General features: G+C 59.5%; 18 protein-coding genes and 2 pseudogenes. 11 read left to right on the forward strand and 9 right to left on the reverse strand.

The window, feature by feature from the left end:
* Positions 1–305 precede the first annotated feature (305 nt).
* Both P0D73_RS42405 and P0D73_RS42410 read right to left on the reverse strand, forming a co-directional pair.
* Positions 306–1115 (reverse strand): DUF6675 family protein, encoded by an 810-nt coding sequence (locus P0D73_RS42405; RefSeq protein WP_408435763.1) that lies wholly within the window; start codon positions 1113–1115, stop codon positions 306–308.
* The gene (locus tag P0D73_RS42410; protein ID WP_408320001.1) at positions 1112–1348 is read right to left on the reverse strand and encodes a hypothetical protein; all 237 of its coding nucleotides are present in this window, start codon (positions 1346–1348) and stop codon (positions 1112–1114) included. The genes P0D73_RS42405 and P0D73_RS42410 overlap by 4 nt, the downstream gene beginning before the upstream one ends.
* 807 nt (positions 1349–2155) lie before the next feature.
* Here P0D73_RS42410 and P0D73_RS42415 point away from each other — a divergent pair.
* Positions 2156–2497 carry an integrase core domain-containing protein gene (locus P0D73_RS42415; RefSeq protein ID WP_408320003.1) on the forward strand — a complete coding sequence of 114 codons (342 nt, stop codon included), beginning with the start codon at positions 2156–2158 and terminating at the stop codon, positions 2495–2497.
* Positions 2498–2671: 174 nt separating this feature from the next.
* On the opposite strand, the pseudogene P0D73_RS42420 reads toward P0D73_RS42415, so the two are convergent.
* Positions 2672–2836, reverse strand: a pseudogene (locus P0D73_RS42420) (transposase); the annotation flags it as partial.
* Here P0D73_RS42420 and P0D73_RS42425 point away from each other — a divergent pair.
* Positions 2810–3076: a hypothetical protein gene (locus P0D73_RS42425; RefSeq protein WP_408320005.1), complete on the forward strand. Its 267-nt coding sequence runs from the start codon at positions 2810–2812 to the stop codon at positions 3074–3076. The pseudogene P0D73_RS42420 and the gene P0D73_RS42425 overlap by 27 nt on opposite strands.
* A 7-nt stretch (positions 3077–3083) precedes the next feature.
* Here the strand turns inward: P0D73_RS42425 and P0D73_RS42430 are convergent, their stop codons facing one another.
* Entirely contained in the window at positions 3084–4082 is a 999-nt protein-coding gene (locus P0D73_RS42430; RefSeq protein WP_408320007.1) for an AraC family transcriptional regulator, read from the reverse strand.
* Positions 4083–4223: 141 nt separating this feature from the next.
* On the opposite strand from P0D73_RS42430, the gene P0D73_RS42435 reads away from it, so the two are divergent.
* From P0D73_RS42435 to P0D73_RS42475, 9 genes are all read left to right on the forward strand, one after another.
* Complete coding sequence (locus P0D73_RS42435) at positions 4224–4631, forward strand: carboxymuconolactone decarboxylase family protein (RefSeq protein WP_408320009.1); 408 nt, start codon at positions 4224–4226, stop codon at positions 4629–4631.
* 39 nt (positions 4632–4670) lie between these two features.
* Entirely contained in the window at positions 4671–5726 is a 1056-nt protein-coding gene (locus tag P0D73_RS42440; RefSeq protein WP_408320011.1) for a beta-keto acid cleavage family enzyme, read from the forward strand.
* Between the two features lie 82 nt (positions 5727–5808).
* The gene (locus P0D73_RS42445; RefSeq protein ID WP_408320013.1) at positions 5809–7083 is read left to right on the forward strand and encodes an MFS transporter; all 1275 of its coding nucleotides are present in this window, start codon (positions 5809–5811) and stop codon (positions 7081–7083) included.
* A gap of 151 nt (positions 7084–7234) precedes the next feature.
* Positions 7235–7468 carry a DUF1289 domain-containing protein gene (locus P0D73_RS42450; protein ID WP_408320015.1) on the forward strand — a complete coding sequence of 78 codons (234 nt, stop codon included), beginning with the start codon at positions 7235–7237 and terminating at the stop codon, positions 7466–7468.
* Positions 7465–9105 carry a 3-(methylthio)propionyl-CoA ligase gene (locus P0D73_RS42455; RefSeq protein ID WP_408320017.1) on the forward strand — a complete coding sequence of 547 codons (1641 nt, stop codon included), beginning with the start codon at positions 7465–7467 and terminating at the stop codon, positions 9103–9105. Before P0D73_RS42450 ends, P0D73_RS42455 begins: the two co-directional genes overlap by 4 nt.
* Before the next feature lie 76 nt (positions 9106–9181).
* Complete coding sequence (locus P0D73_RS42460) at positions 9182–10306, forward strand: porin (protein WP_408435765.1); 1125 nt, start codon at positions 9182–9184, stop codon at positions 10304–10306.
* A gap of 122 nt (positions 10307–10428) precedes the next feature.
* A complete protein-coding gene (locus tag P0D73_RS42465; RefSeq protein ID WP_408183349.1) occupies positions 10429–10566 on the forward strand; it encodes a hypothetical protein in 138 nt (45 codons plus the stop codon).
* A gap of 71 nt (positions 10567–10637) precedes the next feature.
* Positions 10638–11573, forward strand: coding sequence for a beta-keto acid cleavage family enzyme (locus P0D73_RS42470; RefSeq protein ID WP_408320021.1), 936 nt, complete (start codon positions 10638–10640; stop codon positions 11571–11573).
* A 229-nt stretch (positions 11574–11802) separates the two neighbouring features.
* On the forward strand, positions 11803–12528 hold the full coding sequence (locus tag P0D73_RS42475; RefSeq protein ID WP_408183346.1) for an NAD(P)H-dependent oxidoreductase: 726 nt from the start codon (positions 11803–11805) through the stop codon (positions 12526–12528).
* Positions 12529–13207: 679 nt separating this feature from the next.
* Here P0D73_RS42475 and P0D73_RS42480 read toward each other — a convergent pair.
* The 5 genes and pseudogenes from P0D73_RS42480 to P0D73_RS42500 form a co-directional block, all read right to left on the reverse strand.
* Entirely contained in the window at positions 13208–14185 is a 978-nt protein-coding gene (locus tag P0D73_RS42480; RefSeq protein WP_408183739.1) for an IS5 family transposase, read from the reverse strand.
* A 152-nt stretch (positions 14186–14337) separates the two neighbouring features.
* Positions 14338–15843: an MltF family protein gene (locus P0D73_RS42485; RefSeq protein WP_408183687.1), complete on the reverse strand. Its 1506-nt coding sequence runs from the start codon at positions 15841–15843 to the stop codon at positions 14338–14340.
* Positions 15844–16074: 231 nt separating this feature from the next.
* Positions 16075–17487, reverse strand: a complete 1413-nt coding sequence (locus P0D73_RS42490) for a DUF2252 domain-containing protein (RefSeq protein WP_408320024.1) — start codon at positions 17485–17487, stop codon at positions 16075–16077.
* Positions 17488–18397: 910 nt separating this feature from the next.
* Positions 18398–19204, reverse strand: coding sequence for an aminotransferase-like domain-containing protein (locus tag P0D73_RS42495; RefSeq protein ID WP_408320026.1), 807 nt, complete (start codon positions 19202–19204; stop codon positions 18398–18400).
* A gap of 69 nt (positions 19205–19273) precedes the next feature.
* A pseudogene (locus P0D73_RS42500) lies at positions 19274–19948 on the reverse strand (IS6 family transposase).
* Between the last annotated feature and the right edge of the window lie 173 nt (positions 19949–20121).

The following is a 20121-nucleotide window of genomic DNA, read 5'->3' on the forward strand; positions in this document are numbered from 1 at the left end:
GACCGTTCCTGGGCCGGGTGCTGCCGTACGTAGAGAACAGCGGCCGATACGCCCCGTTAGCGCGAACTGCTCGTGGTCGGACGTGGGAACTCAATAGCCCTTGGTCAGAAAATGGGTGGGAGAAAATGAGTTCGCATAAGCGGGGATTATTGTGAACTACCGACAGATTTCGACCCAGACGAACAACACCGGGAAATGTGAGACCGCACATCGCGCCCGCGGCCGCGTCCTGCAGGAAAGCGCGAGAGAGCGCCGCAGCAGGTGTTTGGCGCATTGACGAGGGTCCTGTTGCGTCACGTCCCAAGTCATCGAACGGCCGGTGGTTCCGCGTCGGTCGGGACGCCGGCCAGGTACCGGAACAGTGCCAGCGCCCGGTTCGCCGTAGAAGCCTCGTGCCCGCTCGCAATGGAACTGCTGGCTTGCCGGTCGATGCGCGCAAGAATATACAGCCCCCATACGTCGTTCGTCTGGCGCTGTGCGAACACCACCGTCTGCAGCGCAGCAGGCTGAAACAGTGTCAGTCCGAAGGCACGGACCGGCGACACATTTTCCTCGGCCAGCGCCATCCGCTGCGGGCTGTGCTTCAGCACCCGCATCCGGTACACCAGGGGGCCAGAGCGGCTGTCGCGCACCCAGAAGTACAAGGTTCGACCGGCTTGCAGTTCGGACGGACTGAAATCACCCCGCCGTTCCCCGCCCTCGACGGGTCCGGCCAGCGCTGCGGCATCCAGGAACAAGGGACGCCACGTCTTGTCCGTTGTGGACCAGTAGCGCATGCTGCGCAGGGCGGAGACCGCCCCGGCACGTGCCAACAGCGTCTCGGGACCGCCAGCGACGTGGACCAGCCCTGCGACCGCGACGACAACCCGGGAGCGGGACGCGGCAGGCCATCCGGTACACGAGGACGGCCGCCACACACTCGCATCGAGCTCCTCGGCGCCCAGGATCGCCATTGCTGGTTGCACGCCCAGCGACGCGTAGGCCGGCACCGGCGGTGTCCCGCACGGCGGCGTTGGCAACGGGGTTGCCACGGCGAAGCCGGCGGCAGCCGCCAGCGGCGCACAGCGGGCGGCTGCCTTCAGGTAATACGAACCGCGAGGACGCGCAACGTTCATCTGGGCTTGCCTCCCAGCAGCGGCTCGGTCAGGAACTTGACGACGCAAATCGATGCGGCTCCGTTGAAATACCTCGGCGCGACGTAGCGACGCATCAAGGGGTGAAAGATCCCAAAGCCTACATCCGAGATCGACCGGGCAAGTCGTTCGTTCGCCGGCATCCCTTTGACGTTCAGGTCCTCGATAACCACCGCTTGGTTCTCGCGGCAGAGCCGAGTCGTGAGCTTGTGCATGAAATCCAATTTGAGGTGCGCGATGCGTGGGCAGCCTTGCCAAGGATACAGTTGTCTTCATCTATTGACGACGGCGAAAGCGATTCCTTTCTCGTCTGTCTGCAGTGGTCGAACGTGACGCTTCGTTGCGGGTCGACAGGCCTTGTAAAGCGGACGGGAAGCTGGGTATTCGTACTTTCCGTGAATTTTCTGGCGTTTTGAACGAAAAATCAATTTCAGATCAACGAGTTGAAAATCCGTCAAGTTGCAAAAGCCTGAGGCCGCAGAGCCTTGCTACAAGCGGTTTCTTACCCCGCTACCGCCAGATTTTGCACGGATCGAACGAATACCCAAGCTTACTCATCTGTTTGCCCTGTGCGCGTCAAAATGCTGAGCCTAATCCATCTACCTTCAAATTTTCACCAGAGCCCGCGCCTTCATCCTCTGCCACTGTTTTGTTTTTGACGCTTTCGCCTAGCCCCAGTACTCATCGCGATGCACGACGGTGCTTCGAACCGAACAGCTTGGTCGAAAACTGTTTCAAGCATGAAATAGGGGGATGAACAAGGTACGCGCTAATACGCTGCAGAGCATTAGCGCGTTTAGGCACAGTTCCGGGTTGTACACAGTTGGACCGCTGACGATCCGATGTTTCTGGAGTGCCGGCGGACCAACTGTAGATAATCAGAGCTGTTGCAGGAAGGCAAGCACGCTGTCGGTGGGCTTGAACCTAAGTGAAGTTGCGTCTGTGGGCCCGAGCTTCTCAAGGGCTCGCTCCTTTGTTGCCAAGTCGGCGTCGATGTAAATGTGCGTGGTCTCGATACTCTCGTGACCGAGCCAGAGGGCGACGCGGGCCGCGGGTTGTCGCTGCGCATGGATCACGGTTCGCAATACACCTCGGACGACTTCCGCGACCAGATCAGGTTCTGGGGCATCGCGCCGAGCTACGCCTTCGTCGCCGAGCCACAGACCAACGGCGTCGCCGAGCGATTCAACCGGACAATGAAAGAACAGGCTATCCATGGGCGCATCTTCAGAAGCCTGGCCGACGTTCGTGCTGCCGCCATCGCGTTCAAGGATCGATACAATCGCGACTGGCGTCTTGAAAAGCTGGGCTTCAAATCACCCCTCGAAGCCCGTCAGGAGAGGCTAATGAAGCTGGCCGCCTGAGCAAAAGCGTGTCCAAACAACCGGAGCCGGTACACCATCTGCAGAACCCGTTTTTTCAGGTGTCAGGCTTATTCCTTTGTCCGCTTGTTACTAGCGTCGGGAACGCTGTTGAATATGCGCTCCAAAGCTTTGCGTCTTGCTTGCTGCGGCGCTCGTTGTCAATTCACACACGTTTCACGCTTTGCGTAAAGCTTTTCGCGCCATCCACAGGTTACTCAGCGTAAACGGCGTTGTGATCTGGGCGGTATTCTTCATCAAGCTGCGGTACCGCGTCTTCGTGTAGCCAAACTGGTGCTTCAGGACGCGAAACGGATGCTCGACCCCGGCACGGATGCCAGCGTTCAGGCGCTCGATCTGGTCGAATATCGCATCCGGTCAATCACTCAGGTCCAGTTGCCGGCGCTTGCCGGGTCGCATCGCAACGTGCCAGCGAACTGCGCTACGCTCACAACGCTTTTCAATGCCCTGGTAGCAGGTCGGCGTACGCATCCGCTCCTTCGCCGTGAACAGCGCTTCGGCCACGTTGATGCCGGCCAGATGAACTTGCGGACCAAAGCGACGCATCGCCGGCCCGTGTGATGCTTTGCTATTGATTTCTACCGCGCCACGTCGAAACGCTGCAGCCGAAGCGGCCGCCGAACCACCGGGAGAAAGCACTCAGCGACGAGAAGCCAAGCAGCGTTGCGACGTCGGACAGCGGACGATCGCGGCTGTCGACGTACCGTATCACCAACTCGACCCGTACCGCGTCGACAATCGACGAATAGCTGGCGCCGCAATGCGCGAGGTGACGATGCACTGTCCTACGATCCACGCCCAGATGTTGCGCCACCCGATCAACCGAACATTCACATGACGGCAACAACGCCAAGACCAGCTTCTGTACCTTGTCGGCCATGGTTGCATTGGACTGCACGAGCATCGAATCCAGATAGCGGCGCACCAGGTGCGCCATGACCGGGTCATAGGTTGGAATCGCAGCGTCGAGATCCGATGCGACACACACGATGCCGTCGAAATCCCGCTTGAACTCGAGGGGGGCGCCGAACACCCGTGCGTGCATGGCGATGCTCGCCGGAGCATCGTGCGTGAAGCAGATGCTGCGCGGCTTCCAGGCGGGGCCAAGAATCATGCTCAGCAACCGGTATAGGACGCCTAGCACCAGCTCAACTGCCTGGCGCACTGAGCCAGCCGGCAAGCCCATTATGTCTTGCCGGATGATGGCGATGCCTTCCGTTTCCTCGATGCGCATATGGAGGGCTTCGTTATGGAGTCGCAGGTAGTGCGCCGTCGATTCGAGCGCCTTGCGTAGCGTTGGCTGTTCCTGCACAGCGAAGCCGAGCGGGCCAAGGTTCGAGAGCTGCCGGGTCTCGGCCATCCGCAGCCCGAAATCCTCGATAGCCGCGGCCTGCGCCGACATCTCCAGCAGGCGTCCCACCGCATCGGCCGGAATCATGATGTCAGGGTCCAGCAATGCCGACCGATTGATCCCGGCGGCTCTTAATTGCTGGTACGGCTCCAGGCCCACCGATCGCGCGACCTCGACGTAGTTGGTAAGACTCGCGCTACGCAGCAGGTAGGACATCGTCGCCTCTCAAGGGTGTCCCGAAATGTAAATCTATTGTCCCGGAATGTCAAATCGGCATTCCCAGATCGCCGATACTTGGTTCTACGCGTACGGCACACGAGTGTCCCGCGCCCTTCCAACGAGTCAAGGAGGCGAGCCATGAGAAACGAGACGAGCGCCAGCGCTACCCCAATCTGCGATCAACTGCGCGCCAGCGGTAACTGGAATCCCGCCTGGGACGCCTTTGCCGAACTAGATCCCGCCTGGGCCGAGAAGTTCATGGCGATGGGCATGCACCCGATGCTGTCAGGTGTGCTGGAGCCGAAGGTATTTGAATTCCTCGCCATCGCAGTCGACGCGTCTTGCACGCATATGTACGCCCCGGGCACGCGCCGGCATATCCGCAAGGCACTCGAACTGGGCGCCACCAAGGAAGAAATTGCCGCCGTCCTGCAAGCCATTAGCGTCCTCGGAATCCATTCCTCCAGCATGGGTGCACCGATTCTATTGGAAGAACTGGCTGCTATCGAGTCGACAAAAGCGGCTGGCGCGCACGCTGCCGTTTGATTAACACACCCATTTAACGATACACAGAAGAGAACGAATATGCACTTCCTAGACGACTCCCTGCTGCCTGAAAACCAGGAAAAACTCGTGATCCAGGTCGCGCCGTACGGACCGCAATGGATTCCCGCCGATTCCGACGATATCCCGGTGACGATGGATCAGCAGATCCAGAAGGCGGTGGATTGCTATAACGCCGGTGCCACCGTGCTGCATGTGCATGTGCGCGAGGACGACGGCAAGGGCAGCAAGCGACTTTCAAAGTTCAACGAGATGCTCGCGGGACTGCGCGAGGCCGTGCCGAAGATGATCCTGCAGGTCGGCGGCTCGATCTCGTTCGCCCCGGAAAACGAGGGCGAGTCGGCCAAGTGGCTCAACGACGACACACGCCATATGCTGGCCCAACTCGATCCGCGTCCGGACCAGGTGACTGTCGCGATCAATACCAACCAGATGAACGTGATGGAATTGATGACCGAGGCCGATGTTGCCGGCACCTCGCTCACCAACCCCGCGTTGCAGGCCGCCTACCGCGACATGATTGTGCCGTCCAACCCGTCGTGGCATGTCGAGCACATCAGGCGCCTGGTCGCGAGCGGCATTCAGCCCCACCTCATGCTGGGCAACCTGACGCAACTCGAAACAGTCGAGCGCCTGATTCGTCGCGGAGCCTATACCGGCCCGCTGATCCTGAACTATGTCGCCATCGGCGGAGGTGCGGCCGGTTTGCATCCCGCGGACATGATCGAGTTCGTTCGCCGTACGCCGCACGGCGCCGTGCTTACGATCGAAACGCTCAACCGCAACGTGGTGCCGATGAACACGATGGCTATCGCGCTGGGTCTGCACGTGCGCGTGGGTGTCGAGGACACGCTCTTTGGCCCGGACGGCGAACGTGCGACCTCCGTGCAGCAGATCGAAAAGATGGTGCGCATCGCGCGCGAGCTCAATCGCGATATTGCGAGCGGAGACGACGCCCGGCGCATCTATCAGGTCGGCACCCAATGGGGCTGCGCCGACGAGACGCTGACACACCTGGGCATGGCGCCGAACCGGGTGCCGGCAGGAAACGACCGGGCCCCACGCAAGGCTGCCTGACCGGGGATACCGAGGCGTGACGCCGCAACGCACGGCATGGCGCCGCGCTTCGAACCCCAACCCTTTGAGGCATGGAGACGCGATGTTCTGGAAAAAAAGCCCTTCTGCCGTACTGGCGTCGCTATTGGCGATCCATCTGCTGGCCCACATTGACCGAAACATGCTGCTGGGATTCTCGCCGCAGATCATCGGTGATCTCGGACTCAGTAATGCCCAGTACGGCTTTCTGGTCGGCGCGGTGTGGGTGCTGAGTTTCGGCACCATGGCCATGTTCATGGGAACGCTGGCGGACCGGTTCAGCCGTACGCGCGTCATTGCGGCCGGCGTATTGATCTGGAGCGTGTGCACCTGGGCGTCCGGTCATGCTCACAGTTTCGAGCAGATGGTGATGGCGAGATTTTTCGTGGCGAGCGGCGAGGCGGCCCTCGTGCCCGCCGCGGTCGCTCTGCTTGCTGAACTGTTTTCCGAGAAGAGACGAGGCACCGCAATGGGGCTCTTCTTCATGGGCATCCCCCTGGGAATCGGTTGCAGCTTTCTACTTGCTGGCACTGTCGGCGCCACGCGGGGCTGGCGTACGACCTTCGATGCGCTGGGCATCATCGGGATCGGCATCGCGTTGTCGCTGATGCTGTTGAAGGAAGACCGGAGCCAGCTCGCTCATCAGGAACGCGGCGCAGCGTTCCTGCCACAAGTGCTCGCGGCGTTGCGCCTCGTCGGTGGAAACTGCGCGCTGCGCTCCACGATTATTGGCTTCGTGCTGGCACATCTGGTTTTTGCCAGCCTGTCCTTCACTCAGTTGTGGCTTGTCAACGAGCGCGGCATGAACGCGGCCGGGATTGCCACCCGCATCGGTGCGCTGCAACTCCTGTTTGGCACGTTGGGCTCAGTGGTGGGCGGCGTGATAGGCGATCGCCTGGCCGGCAAGTTGCCGGGCGGACAAGCGAGATTCATGGTCCTGCTGGTCGCGACCTGTGCACCCCTGATGATCGTCTGTCGGTTCGTGGCTCCCGACTCGCCGCTGTTCGACGTCGGCATGTGCGCGGGATTCTTCCTGCCGTTGGCGCTGTACGGGCCCGCCAACACCGCCATCATGAGCATGACGCCGCAAAGCATGCGCTCGACGATCTCTGGCTTCACGATGCTGTGCATCAACGTATTCCCGATCGCCATTGGCAACCTGGCCGTAGGCATGGCGGTGGACTACCTGCGCAGGTCGGGCGTCACGGCCCCGTTGACCGGCGTCCTGCTCGCCACGGACGCGGTGGCGATCACGTCGGCGCTGTTCTTCGCAATCGCTGCGCGCGCCTCGGGTCGACAGCCAGTCATTGAGACGGGCGTCCTCCAAGCTGAAAGATGATCACGATGAAAAATCAAGGTCCCAATCTGAAAGGGCAGGTTGCCCTGGTCGCCGGCGCCGGTCGGCAGCCTGAGCGGTGCTATCGCCATCCACCTCGCGAGGGCGGTGACCAACCCGAATGGCGGTTTGGCGATATGACCGGGAGAGCCGCATGAGCCAAAGCGATGAGGTCCGAAACCCGTGCATCAATATTTGCCGAATGGATCATAACGGCACGTTCTGCCAGGGCTGCTGGAGAACGCTGCTGGAGATCGGCCGTTGGGACCAGATGAATGACGAGCACAAGGCCGCCGTCGCGGAATTGCTCGAACACCGTCGAAGCGCGAAGGTGTCACGGCTCGCGTCGCCCGGCGACCCTACTTTAGAGAATGGAGTGCCGCAATGAACGGCTTGATGCTTCAGAAGCAGTTGTTGATTTCCTCGCTCATCGTGCATGCGGATCGCCACCATGGCGACACAGAGATCGTTTCACGTCGGGTAGAGGGCGACATACATCGCTACACCTTTCGCGAATGTCACCGCCGCGCTCGTCAGGTGGCTAGTGCGCTCACCGGCCTCGGCGTAAAGATGTCCGAACGCATCGGCACGCTGGCATGGAACGGCTATCGTCACATGGAGCTTTACTACGGTATTTGCGGCATGGGGGCGGTGATGCACACCGTCAATCCTCGCCTGCACGCGGACCAGGTTGCCTACATCGTCGATCATGCAGAAGACCAGTATCTGTTCTTCGATTTGACCTTCCTGCCCTTGGTCAAGGTCATTGCCGAGCGTTGCAAGACTGTCAAGGCATTCATCGCCATGACCGACCGTCAGCACATGCCACGCAATTCTGGCATTGCCAATCTGCTGTGCTATGAGGACCTGATCGAGGGGAGTTCGTCCACATACGGGTGGCCTGACTTCGACGAGGATAGCGCCTCGACCTTGTGCTACACGTCGGGCACGACAGGCAACCCCAAGGGCGTTCTGTACACCCATCGCTCATCGCTGTTGCACTCGTACGCTGCAGCGCTGCCGGATGCACTGAACTGTTCGGCGCGAGACGTGGTTCTTCCAGTGGTGCCGATGTTCCATGTCAATGCATGGGGCATCCCGTACGTTGCATGCATGGTCGGCGCCAAGCTGGTCTTCCCGGGCCCCGGGCTGGACGGCAAATCTCTGTACGAGCTCTTGGAAGCCGAGCAGGTGACGTTCTCGGCCGGCGTGCCAACGGTCTGGCAGGGCCTGCTGAATTATCTGGAACAAGGCGGCCTGAAGTTCTCCACCATGAAACGCACCCTGATTGGCGGCGCAACGTGTCCTCCAGGAATGCTGCGCGAGTTTCAGGATAGGCACGCCGTAGAGGTGTTACACGCATGGGGAATGACCGAACTGAGTCCGCTCGGCACCGTTAGCGCGATGAAATCCAAACATCTGGCGATGCGCTCTGAAGACTGGCGTGCCGTGCAATCGAGGCAGGGCCGTGCAGTGTTCGGCATCGATATGAAGATCGTCGATGCGAGCGGTCAGGAGTTGGCCTGGGACGGCGTGACTTCAGGTGAACTGCTGGTGCGCGGCCCGTGGGTGGTGCGCAACTACTTCCGCAACGAGGGCGGGAACCCGTTGCAGATCGATGCCGACGGGGATGGCTGGTTCCCGACCGGCGATATCGCGACCATCGACACTGACGGCTTCATGCAGATCACGGATCGCAGCAAGGAAGTGATCAAGTCCGGCGGTGAGTGGATCAGTTCGATCGAAATCGAAAGCATCGCCACCAGCCACCCGGCGATAGCCAGCGCGACGTGCATTGCGGCTAAGCATCCGAAGTGGGACGAGCGGCCATTGCTCCTTGCCGTGAAAAAGCCCGATGCAAAAGTGACCGCAGAGGAGTTGCTCGCGTTCCTCGACGGGAAAATCGCGAAGTGGTGGACACCGGACGCCATCGTATTTGTCGATGCGGTGCCGGTCGGCGCCACGGGCAAGGTACTGAAAAGCAGGCTGCGCGAACAGTATTCGGACTATCTGTTGACGTCATGAGCGGGCAGGCATGACTTCGTGAGCTCGGATTGAACTGATTACGGTTGTTGACGACAAAAATGAAGCAGGAGACGAAATGAAGTTGAAGTGGGTAATGGCGGCCGCGCTGGCTGCTACGGGAAGCTCGGCCTATGCGCAATCTTCGGTGACGCTGTATGGCGTTGTCGACGCGGGCCTGCTCTATCAGAGTACCTCAGCGGCGTCTTTTAGCCCTGCGGCGAAAAACCTTGGCAAGGTTTACCGCTACAAGGATGGCGGGATCTACTCCAGCATCTGGGGCATGAAGGGCACCGAGGATATCGGTGGCGGTTACTCCGTCAATTTCAAGCTGCAGGGCGTCTTCGATAGCGGCACCGGAAAGTTCGGACTGTCCGACACCCCAGGCGTCGCGGCACAGTTTAATCAGGTGGCGAGCGTCGGAATAGCCGCCCCGTTCGGTTCGGTTACCGCGGGGCGCCAGATCGTGCCGATGGCCTACGCGATGGCCGAAACCGACGCCCGCTCGGGACAGTATTTCGGCAGCATCCTGACCGCCTGGATCGGCATGAATACGGCAGCCGGTTGGACGGGCACCAGTACCAACGCAGCGATCGGCGCGCTGTATGACAGCAACGCGATCGTCTACCAGTCGCCCACCTTCGCAGGGGTGAGCGCCGCGCTCGAATATGCGCCCGGCGGCGTCGCAGGAAGTCTTCAGGGTGGCACGCGCGAGTCGGCGGTGTTGAAGTACTCGAACTATGGCTTAAAGCTGTCGGCGGTGTACTACAACGGTCATGACACCAGCCCGGCACCAGGGGCGGTCCCTACCGGGTTCAACAACAACCGCTTCTGGTATCTGGGCGCACTGTACACGATCAAGGGTTTTTCGGTTTCCGCGTCGTACGGCAACGGCAAGAATCCGTCGCACTCGGATCAGGTCAACCTCGACCTGTACTCGTTCGGGCTCGGTTACCGTTTCGCGCCGGCATTCCAGGTGACGAGCGGTCTCTACTACCTGAAGGACAGGAACAACTCGACGAACAAGTCGACCGAAGTCGCCGCGGGCGCCGAATACAGCCTGTCCAAGGCCACGCTGGTGTATGGGCAGGTGGGTTACGTGAACAACCGGGGCACCATGACCCAGACGATCACCTACGGCCAGCCGGTCGCGCCCGGTATGGGAACGACCGCGGTCATGATGGGCCTGCGCCACTATTTCTGATGGACCTACGGCTGCTCGCGGATATTCGTATGAGAGCCGGTCTCCAGCGCGGACGCTTCGTTCCCTCTGGACCCGGAGCTTTGAGTCGAAGCGCAAGCCAGTAGCAACCTGCAAGTAATGAGATGAAGTTTCTAACTACCTTCGGCGCAATCGGCGTCATCGCCTTGGCCACCTGGCTTTTCGTACAGGCTATCGAGCACAGTCACGAAGTTTCGCTTCCGGTCACGCTCACCGCGGTTAAGGACCTTGTCGAGCGCTAACTGAGCGGAGCATGGAGCCACGTAACCTGCCCGATGCAGCAACGCAGGCGCATCAAATATCTGGAGAAAACATGAGCAAACAGAAGATTATCGTGACAATCGCGCCAACAGGTGGCATGGCATACAAATCACAAAACCCCCATCTGCCGACGCAGCCCGACGAGATCGCTCGCGACGTGTACGACTGCTATAACGCGGGCGCCAGCGTCGTGGCCGTGCATGCTCGCCGCCCAGACGACGGCGCAACCTGCGATGCGTCGATCTACCGCGACATCAACCGCCGCATCCGCGACAAATGCGACATCGTTATCAATAACTCCACAGGCGGCGGCGTGCATGGCGACATGATTGCGCAAGGCCCGAACGGCTACTGGGAAATTCTGTGGGAAGAGCGTCTCAAGGGCATGGATGCTGGCGCCGAGATGTGCACGCTCGATGCGACAACCATCATCGCGAGCTTCGGTGGCAAGGAACTGCTGATGCACACGTCGCCGGAACGCTCGAAGTATCTGGCTCAGGAAATGAAGAAACGCGGCATCAAGCCAGAGTGGGAGGTTTTCAGCCCGACTCATATCGTCCAGGACGTCGCGACTCTGACAGCGGCAGGGTTCGACGAAGAGCCGTTTTTTATCAACCTTGTACTTGGTGTCCATCGCGGCTTTCAGAACGCGATGCCATACACGCCGCGTGTGCTGCAATCGATGGTAGACCTGCTGCCGAAGGGGAGCATTTTTTGTGTCAGCGGTATCGGGCCCGCGCAGTTGCCCGCGGCGATGAATTCGTTGCTGCTAGGCGGCCACGTCCGCGTTGGGCTGGAAGACAACTTGTACTATCGCCCAGGCGAACTGGCCACTAACGTTCAACTGACCGAGCGGATCGTGCGCCTCGTGCGCGAGATGGGCTACGAGCCTGCAACGCCAGCTGAAGCGCGCGGGATTATGGGACTGCCTCGCAAGGGCGACGTGCGGGCGGAGTTTGCTCCCGTACTGGCTGCGGCCGACCACTAGAATCCGGCTTGCGGCTATGCACCGCAAAACTTCCTCGCATGTCCGGTCTCGTGCGTGTTAATCACGTTGGCCTTCGACTCTTCATACAACCCCGGGTACGAACTCCGTATGCACGGAAGTATGGAATGTACGACCACATACGGTGGCGGGGGCGAACGATCGCCATAGTAATCGAACGGTCTTCATCCATGCCTGGCGGCAGGGGGGGCCAACAGGAGTCGAGTAGAAGATGAAAGTACTTGTTGTCCACGCTCATCCAGAGGCTAAATCATTCGCGTCGGCTATGAAAAACGCCGCCGTTGACGTACTGACTGCGGCCGGCCACAGCGTTGAAGTCACCGATCTGTATGCACTTAACTTTAATCCAGTAGCCAATGCTGCCGATTTCGGGGTTCCTCAAAACGGCGACTATCTTGTCTATGCCCTCGAGCAACGGCACGGACTTGAGACAGGAACACTGTCAGCCGACATCCTGAATGAAGTCGAAAAAGTCCGCCGCTGTGACCTGCTGCTTCTGACGTTCCCCATCTATTGGTTCTCCATGCCTGCAATTCTCAAAGGCTGGATAGACAGGGTTTTCGTCTCAGGAGCGTTCTACGGTGGCCGACGTATCTATGACCGTGGCGGAATGATTGGAAGGAAAGCTCTGGTCTGCGCCACGCTCGGCAGCCGGCAATCGATGGTTTGCGACGGTGGGATCCATGGCGATCTCGCAATGATGTTGCGTCCTCTCCTGCAAGGAACCCTTGGCTATGTTGGCTTCGACGTTCTCGACCCCTTCTTTGCGTATCACGTGCCGTACATCGAACACCAGGAGCGTCTCGAGATCCTCGATGCCTGGAGGGCTTCGCTTGGAGCACTTGAGCGCAGACCCGCGATGCAGATGCCAACCCTGGCCGACTTCGACGAGACGCTTTCGCGACGACTGCCGGGCAAGGGCTTGCGGAACGCGTAGATTTTTTGAATTCCGACTTTTGGAAACCTTGAATAGCGTATCGATCGATGCAGACAACCGCGAGAGCGTGGCGGTGCGACGGCACCAGCCTTCCCTCTATCACAATCTGGGCAGGCGAAAAGGTCGGCAGTTTCGCTATCACGGAACCTGACGTGAGTATGGACCTGAGTGTGCAGGCCATGCAAACAAACGCTGTGCGGAAGGCTAGCAGCTTGCCGGAATTGTCAATAGCCTCTCCGGGATCTCTGTTTGAAACGGTCTCTAAATAAAAAAATGAGTCGGTTGGCAACCGGAACGGAACTCGGCGTGAACGTCATGTTGATGCACTGGAAATAATTCTCGCAAAGGATGAACGTCGCACACTCGCGCACCAACTGATTTTTCACCTCTGGCGAGATCCTTTGGTGCGTCGTCCGCATGGGCTGATAGTCATGTTGCACACGGTTCCGTTTTGTCGACAACGCGCTCTCGCTCAGATCTTGAGAGGTGACACCTTGGTTCCCGCTGCAAAGCTCCAATGAGTCTGGGCGCGCTGGATCGACTTAAGGCTACGCTGAAGAAGCCACCGTTTTCGCCGACAGCTTGATGCTGAATTTCGGAACGTGAGATCAGCGATGCGACTGGTTCGATTTCCCGGCCCTGAAGGACCTGGCAAGTGGGCTCTCGACCCATCGGCTGCTTATGGACGCACCTGTGCCATCAGCCGCGTGCGGCTCATGTAGATGTTGGCCAGCGCGAGTGCAGTAAAGGCACGCGTGGCGTTCTTCGCGAGGCCGCGATAGCGCACCTTGCCGAAGCCCCACAGCCGCTTGACCACCGCAAAGACGTGTTCGACCCGGGCACGAATCTTCGACTTGTTGCGGTTTTTCGAGCGCTTGGTTTCATCGACTTCACCACTGCGGTTGCGCACACGCTGGTTAGTGAAGTCCTTCGCTTTCGGCGCCTTGCTGGCGATGAGTTCCTTCTGGCTCGCATAGGCGCTGTCACCGTACACACGCCGCTCGTCGCCGTGCAGCAGCGCCGGCAGCGGATGCTTGTCGTGCACGTTTGCCGCCGTCACTACCGCGCTGTGTGCCAGTCCCGTCTGGCTATCCACACCGATGTGCAGCTTCATGCCGAAGTACCACTGCTGGCCCTTCCTTGTCTGATGCAATTCGGGGTCTCGTGCCTTGTCCGCATTCTTCGTGGAACTGGGCGCACCGATGATGGTGGCATCCACGATCGTGCCGGTGCCAACCTTCAGCCCATGCCCTTGCAGTACTTCGCCGACCTTGGAGAACAACTGCTCGCCGAGCTTGTTGCGCTCCAGCAGCCGGCGAAACTTCAACAGCGTCGTGCCATCGGGAACCCGCTCGCGCCCCAGGTCAATCCCGACGAATCGCCGCAATGCGGTGCTATCCAGCAGCGCCTCCTCGCACGCTTCATCGGCCAGGTTGAACCAGTGCTGCACAAAGTGCATGCGCAGCATGCGCTCCAGACCCACTGGCGGGCGACCGCCTTGACCCTTCGGATAGTACGGCTCGACAACCTCGCACAGTTGCGCCCACGGCACGATCTGCTCCATCGTCTCAAGGAACACATCGCGTTTGGTTGGCCGACGGTACTGTTCAAATCCGGCGCCTTGATCGGCCGCCATCGCAAGGGTCTGTTGTTTCATGCAAATCTAACGATTGAACGCCCAATGCCGTTGACCATTTTCAGCGTAGCCTTAAGCTTTCATCTGGGCCGTCTGCCAGTTTGGCAGTGCCGGGCCCTTATGCTTCAATGAGTTGGTCGATCTCAATCGCCTTCCACCACACTTACGTCCTGTCAATTCGGCGGCTGCATCTTCCCTAAAGCCCTGGTTCTGGCCGCTTGAGCATCGGCGATCAAGCGGTATGCGGCGTAATATTTGAATATGTTGCGTACGTACGTCGTGGTTTCGATACCGATCTTCTCCGCGACTACGATTTCGACATTGTTGAACCACTTGTCCGGATCCAGCCCGCGGGCCGCGGCCTCCTTGCGCATCTTTGCGATATTGGCCGCCCCCGCGTTGTAGCTCGCGAAGGCAAACAACGTGCGATTGTCATCGTCGAAGTGCGCGTCCGGAAAGTAGCGTGTCATCAGCCGATCCATGTATTTGGTGCCCGCATGGATGTTGGACTCGGTTACAGCGATGTTGCCGACTGCCATTTCCTTGCCTGTTCCCGGCATCAACTGCATGACGCCGATCGCGCCAACGTGACTGCGCGCCGACTGGTTCAACTGCGATTCCTGATAGCCTTGGGCGGCCAGCATCAGAGGGTCGAAGCCATACTGCTTGCCATACTTCTCGAAGAGGGTAAGTGTTTCTTCGAAACGCTTGCGCTCCACCGCACCCGAAGCATCAGTGACTTGCCTGATACGCTTCATGAACTGTGCGAGCCGATAGTCGATGACGCCCTGCTTTTTGAGAAACTCGTTATAGAAATCGGTCACCGCAGCCTGCAGTTGCGGGCTGTTCTTCCTGATCGCCCAACCCACATAGCCTTCGCTGCGTACCACCAGATCCTCCCTGACCTTGATCCGAGGCAGAACTTGCGCCCACAGTTTTGCTTTCCAGTCGTCGGCCACTACGATGCCGAGCATTCCCGCATTGAGCATTTCGAGCGTGTCCTCATCTTCGAGTGCGTCGGGCAGCAGCGTGATCTGCATGACCGGCTTGCCCGCTTTCCTGAACCGGTCGTTCAGCGCCGTCAGACTCTCGAAGTAACTCGTCGCCTTGCGTACATACACCTGCTTTCCCGCGAGGTCGTCCAGGGTTGCGATAGCCGGAGCGCGGGGACCGGTCACAATCAGTTCCCGGACCGGCTTGCGGTCACGCGGCGCAACAAAGTCGACAAGCTTGCGCCGGTCGTCGGTCGCCGTCAGGTTGCCCGCCGAGATATCGCCCAGCCCGGTCTGGAGGTTCGTCAGAAGTTTGTCCCGGGTCGTTGGAATCAGGAAGACCGTCACCGGGCGTTTGCCGAGCCGGCTGGCGTAGCGCTTGTTGACGTAACGTTCGAAGTCGCGCGCGAGTTCAGCGGTCAGACCGCGTTCTCGACCTTTGTCGTTGAAGTACAGCGTACGGCTGAACGGCACCAGAAAGCGGATCGAGCGGCGCTCGAGCATCGCGTCGAAGTCTCCGGTCCACGGTTTGACCGCGAGGTTCAACTGGCGGGTTTTCGCAACAGCAGCCGGGGCCGACGATGCTTGTGCCACAGCGGATGCACCCGGTCCCGACGCGGCTCGCGCCGACGACGAGAGCACCGAAATCCCGACCAGCAAGGCGCCAACAAAGCGAAGTCCCGTCATGATATGTCCTCACCATCTGAACGACAATCCGCGAAGTCAAACCGCCGTCGTTCAGAACTTAGGGCGTTTCGAATCCGCGATACAGCGTTCCGCCGTGCGCCAACCTGCCCGTCGGCAAGATTGCCTCCTACGCTCTCGCCCTAACGCGTCGTGCCGCATCGCAGAGATCGAGCACGCCGGAAATCCGATACATAACTAACGACAACCAATGCGGGCGAGTCGTCGAGGACGCTATTCCTCAACGAGAGCTTCCAGCCTCCCAGTGCGTACCGCCTTCACCAGCGCCGCGTGATCACGCTCCGTCTGATCTGCATAGGCGAGCGAAAACGTGCCGATGGCCTCGTCAAAGGTGTCGCCCTTGCCCAGATAGCCACTGATAGTCGTGGCATCCCCGGACTTGGCATGGGCGCGGGCCAGGGTCCAGCCGCAGAGCCCGGCATAGCGGTTGATCTGCGCGGGCGTGACTTCCTCGGTGGGAGCCGACATCTTCATGTCCCGCAACTGGCGCACAAAAAAGTCATAGCCTCGCTGTCCCCGCAACCAACCTAAAAAGATGTCGCTGGAGGACTGCATCAGCCGTTGTCCCATGACGACGCGCTGTCCCTGATTGTCATAGTGGCTCTTTTCCGCATAGGGTTCGAGGACCGACCGGCGCTGTTCCTTGAACTGGAGGATCAGGGGATGGTCTTCCTCGTCGAAAAACAGCCCGATGAAGCACCGGGTGCCGACGCTGCCAATACCCACGACCTTCAGGGCGAAGTCCTCCAGGTGGTAGCGATCCATGAGGACACGGCGTTCGTCGGACAGCGACTGGCGATAGTCGGCCAGTGCCTCACGAACCCGTTCCTCGAAGCCCGGGTCACTGACGTGGTAGAGCAGCGGCGGTTGATCGACCAGGCGACGTCGCCCAGCCACTTCGCCGGTGATCTTGGGAAAGAGGTTTTCGACAACACGCTGGCGGGCTTTTTCTGCCAGTCGTTCGCGGGTCTTTTTGACCTTTTCATCGGATGCCATCGCAATGAGGGTTTCCATGTCCAGGCGGGTGTACCAGACTTCCAGCGGATTCATCCGGGAGTATTCCCGCAGGTGCTCCCGATATGTGCGCACGCACTCGAGGACGGCTGTCCGGGAATCTGCATCCGGCAAGTCGTTATCGCGCCCAGCAATCGCGAAACTGACGGCCAGCCGTTTGAGGTCCCATTCCCAGGGCGCTGGCAGCGTTTCGTCAAAGTCGTTCAGATCGAAGACCAGATTGCGCTCCGGGGTGGCAAACAGGCCAAAATTCAACAGGTGGCAGTCTCCACAGGCTTGTACTCGAAGACCTGTACTTGGGGTAGTCGCGAGATCGTGGGCCATGAGCGCCGCCGAGCCGCGCAGGAACGTGAAGGGACTGCGGAGCATACGGCCATAGCGGATCGGGACCAGTTCCGGCAATCGGTCCTGGTTCGATTCTTCCAGTATCTCGATGGGATCCCGGCGCTGGGCCGATGGTGTCCAGTCGGCGTGGCTGCCGCGCGGCACCTTATCGCGCAACGCCTGACCGGCGGCGAGACGCTCTGCGCGGGAGCGAAGAACCCGGACATCCTCCACGACGTTATGGACTTTGGTCTTGGCCTTCCCACGCGCCTTCACGATGGTTTCCATGCTCGCCTCCTCCTGGCCGGCTCGCGCCGCGGATTGTACTTTTGCATGACGAATCGTCACGGTAGCGCATTGACTCAGGTTATTTGTTGTTGTTGCCTCATGTAGTTTGCTACCTTCCAGATGGCTGGCAGGAGCGACTTCTGACGAGGCGACTCAGCATGGCAACAAGACGGGAATTGATTGAGTCGACGGCGCCGCAGATTCGCTAGTCTGCGACGACGCGTTGATGGATACCACGACGATCAATGGGCCACCCATCAGCCTGAATGTCCTGATTGCTTTCATTGCTCACTCCTGTTGAACCGCGATAAATCCCACGGCGATTGCTGGTTTGCACGTGACAACAATTGGAAATCGACGATCCTGGTGGGGTGGTCGATCATTGCGAACGGTCACACGGTTCAATCCACGTAAAGTTGTCCCTCCTCAGAGTCACCACACTGACTCTCCGGCGATCCAGAGGTATTTTTGGGAGCTGCTTTCAAAATGTAGGCTTCGGCACGAAAAGCGGCAATGCGACTTTGGTCCGATTCCGTGAAAATAAGGAACGCCGTACTCTGAGAAATCTACTTTCGAATCAGCCAATCCGTGACTGTTGCGACAGCGCCCGGACGCCTCGGGCGCGATGCCTCCGTTGCGCCTGACCATGACGTGCCGAGGCACCTCCCAAGCGAGGATTCACCCTGATCAGCAGATCCAGAAGATGTCGAAAGGCAGCACGAATGACCGTTGAACCTCGGAGGCTGCCATTAAGGTCGCGCCGGGTCGAAGGGCAGAAGAGGGTCGACTGCCGACGATTCTGTCGGGCAGGAGTCGGCCACTGCAGGCGGTGGTGTGAATATCTCGGATGTCTGAAGGAAGTCGAAAAGCGGCCGCAGGCTGATTGGGCTCTGACGTAGCATTACATGCTTCATGTATAGCGTCTTATCACCTCACGCAGCCGGTCGCAGGAATTGACGAGGTTTCTCTCCGGTGAGGTCGCGACAGCCAACAAAAGTCCTGATCTCGCAGAGGCTGGCGACGCATACCACGGTGACAGCGGTGCGGGACCCAATCCGAACTCTAACAATGCTCTCGCGATGGAGATGTCCGAGACGCCGTCGGGCAACCGCACAAGTACGGACAAGCCGGCAGTCGTTGTCTCGAAAGCACGCTCATCGAGGCATTTGAGCAACGCGTCGCGTTGACCGACATAGAGCCGCTTCATGCGTCGAAGAATACGCATGTAGTGTCCGTCGTGCATGAACTGCGCCGTCGCGAGTTGCACAGACAGCCAAGGTGACGGAGCCAGGCATGCTGCCAACTCTGCGAACCGGGATACAAGCGGCAAGGGGGCGACAACGAATCCCAATCGCAATGCAGGACTGGTCGTTTTGCTGAAGGAGCCAATATGAATGACGTGCTGGCCACGATCAAGCGACGCGAGCGCCGGCGCGGCGCGTGCCGTCAGTTGCAGCTCGCTCAGATAGTCGTCTTCAAGGACCCAGGCTCCTTCTTTCGCAGCCCAGTCGAGAAGGCGCAGACGCCTGGCGAGTGAGAGCGTGGGACCGAGCGGTGCCTGCTGCCCGGGAGTTACGACAACCAGATCGGTATTCGGCTCATGTTGGAAGCCGTAGTCGATATTGAGTCCTTCCGCATCTACCGGTATCGGCGAAAGTGACATACTCGCGAGTTCCAACCCGTGTCGGGTGAACGGAAAACCCGGGTTCTCCCGCATAGGCACTTCGGCCGGCTTTGTCGCTATAGGGAAGGCGAGTCAGACAAATTTCGATATGATGAGGACTACTCATGCGACCAACGGGTAAATCTGCTGGGCGGGAGTTTGCGCGATGCCCCCGTCTTTCATCTGGCCTTTGACGATCATGTGCATGAACTCGAAACGCTCAGAATGATGCGTGCACAACGAAAATTCTTGAAGCCCAGCATTGGTCGGGTGCGACGCTTGATGGCACGGTGGCCCTGCTCGACGACGTTGTTCAGGTACTTCTTCTGGCGGATCCTGATCGGCGCACGTTGAGCGTTAAGCACCCGTAGCGCCGCCAGATTTGATCCGCTTTTATCAATCGTCACGGTCTGCGGTTCGCCGTTCCGGGCAATCGCCTTTTCGAAGTAGCGCCGGGCCGCAACCTTGTCACGATGGGCTCGCCGCAGGAAATCGATCGTGTTGCCAGCCTCGTCCACGGCGCGATACAGATATTTCCATTCGCCCCTGACCCGAAGTAGTGCCGACCTCCCGCTTGCAGCGTCGGAACGCTTTCTCCAGCACCGGCAACAGTTTGAGCGCCCAGCGATGCACGGTCGAATGGTCAACCGAAATTCCTCGCTCGGCCATCATCTGCTCGAGGTGGCGCAGACTCAGCGGATACGCAACATACCAGCGTACGCAGAGAAGGATTACTTCAAGCGGATAGTGCAGACGCTTGAGCACCTTCGCCACAGCCGGATTCAGGTTCAGATTCATCGATCAGATCGTTCGTTCTCGAGACTTCAGCATAGCAGGTCCCTTATTGCGACAAAGCCCATTGAACCAAAGTCCAATGGCGGCGGTTCTTCGAAGGCTATAGGCTGAGTAGGCGAGACATTTTGTCTGCGGTCGGCGCAGCCCCCGCAAGCGTGGCCGTTGCCCATCGCGCA

Origin of the sequence: Paraburkholderia sp. RL18-101-BIB-B, from assembly GCF_046026985.1 — a bacterium.
Classification (GTDB): domain Bacteria; phylum Pseudomonadota; class Gammaproteobacteria; order Burkholderiales; family Burkholderiaceae; genus Paraburkholderia.